This window comes from Micromonospora sp. DSM 43699, from assembly GCF_055517075.1.
In genome coordinates this window covers 1-1,366 of the sequence record NZ_JBTMMT010000147.1, presented here as the reverse complement: position 1 = coordinate 1,366, position 1,366 = coordinate 1, and the positions used below count along the sequence as shown (strand labels likewise).

1 protein-coding gene is annotated in these 1,366 nt (G+C 68.1%); it reads left to right on the top strand.

Going from position 1 to position 1,366, the window contains the following annotated elements; all coding sequences use genetic code 11:
• Positions 1-53 precede the first annotated feature (53 nt).
• Positions 54-1,190, top strand: a complete 1,137-nt coding sequence (locus AC0AIB_RS30960) for an IS701 family transposase (protein ID WP_465098039.1) — start codon at positions 54-56, stop codon at positions 1,188-1,190.
• Positions 1,191-1,366 lie beyond the last annotated feature (176 nt).

The following is a 1,366-nucleotide window of genomic DNA, read 5'->3' as shown; positions in this document are numbered from 1 at the left end:
TACTGCAACGGCAGTAGGCGAATCGTCTTCGGGTCGGGTTCGTTGGTCTGCCTGTGACGGACGTTGATGTTGATCGTTGGCGTGGGGAGCTGGACCGGCTGCATGCCCGGATCGGGCCTCGGTTTCGCCGGTCTGAGCCTCGTCGGCGGGCGCGGCAGTACCTGTGCGGGTTGGTGTCGGGTCTGGGCCGCAAGAACGGCTGGACCCTTGCGGAGCAGGCCGGGGATGTGTCGCCGGATGGGATGCAGCGGTTGTTGCGGTGGGCGGACTGGGACGTCGACGCCGTCCGGGACGACGTGCGTGACTACGTGGTCGAGTATCTCGGTGACCCGGCCGGGGTGTTGATCGTCGATGACACCGGGTTCCTGAAGAAGGGCGTCCGGTCGGCGGGGGTGCAACGCCAGTACTCCGGCACGGCTGGTCGGACGGAGAACTGCCAGGTCGGGGTGTTCCTGGCCTACCGCTCGACGAAGGGTCACGCGTTGATCGACCGGCAGCTGTACCTGCCGGCGTCGTGGACCGATGACCGGGACCGGTGCCGGGCCGCCGGGATCCCCGACGAGGTGGAGTTCGCCACGAAGGTGCAGATGGCCCGCACCATGCTCGCCCGCGCCCTGGACGCGGGGGTGCCGGTGGGGTGGGTGACCATGGACGAGGCCTACGGGCAGTCGAAGTCCCTGCGGGTGTGGCTGGAACACCGGGATGTGGCTTATGTGGTCGCGACCCGCCGTAACGACGACATGATCACCACGACGATGGGGACCGCCCGCGCCGACGAGCTCATCGCCGCCCTGCCCGCTCGGGCGTGGTGCCGGCTCTCAGCCGGCGCCGGGGCGCACGGCCCACGCGAGTACTGGTGGGCTCGGATCCCGGTACGGATCTGCTGGAAACCGGGCCGTGGACACTGGCTCCTGGCTCGGCGCAGCATCACCACCGGCGAGATCGCCTACTACGTCTGCTACGGGCCTCGCCGCACCCGCCTGGTCGACCTCGCTCGTGTCGCTGGGGCGAGGTGGGCGATCGAGGAGTGCTTCCAGCAGGCCAAGAACGAAGCTGGCCTCGACGAGTACCAGGTGCGTGATTGGCGGGCCTGGTACGCCCACATCACCCTCGCGATGGCCGCCCACGCCTGGCTGTCCGTGGCCAGATCCTTTGCGACAAAGGGGGAACCAGCGCCGGCGACGGCATGATGATCGGCTACACGGTACCGGAGATCCGAAGACTCCTCACCGCACTCGTAGTGCGACACATCCATGAACCCGAGCATGTCTGGGCCTGGTCCCGATGGCGACGACGCCGCCAACACCAGGCCCGAACATGCCACTACCGACGACGCGGCTACCCCTGACCAACTGCCGTTGCAGTA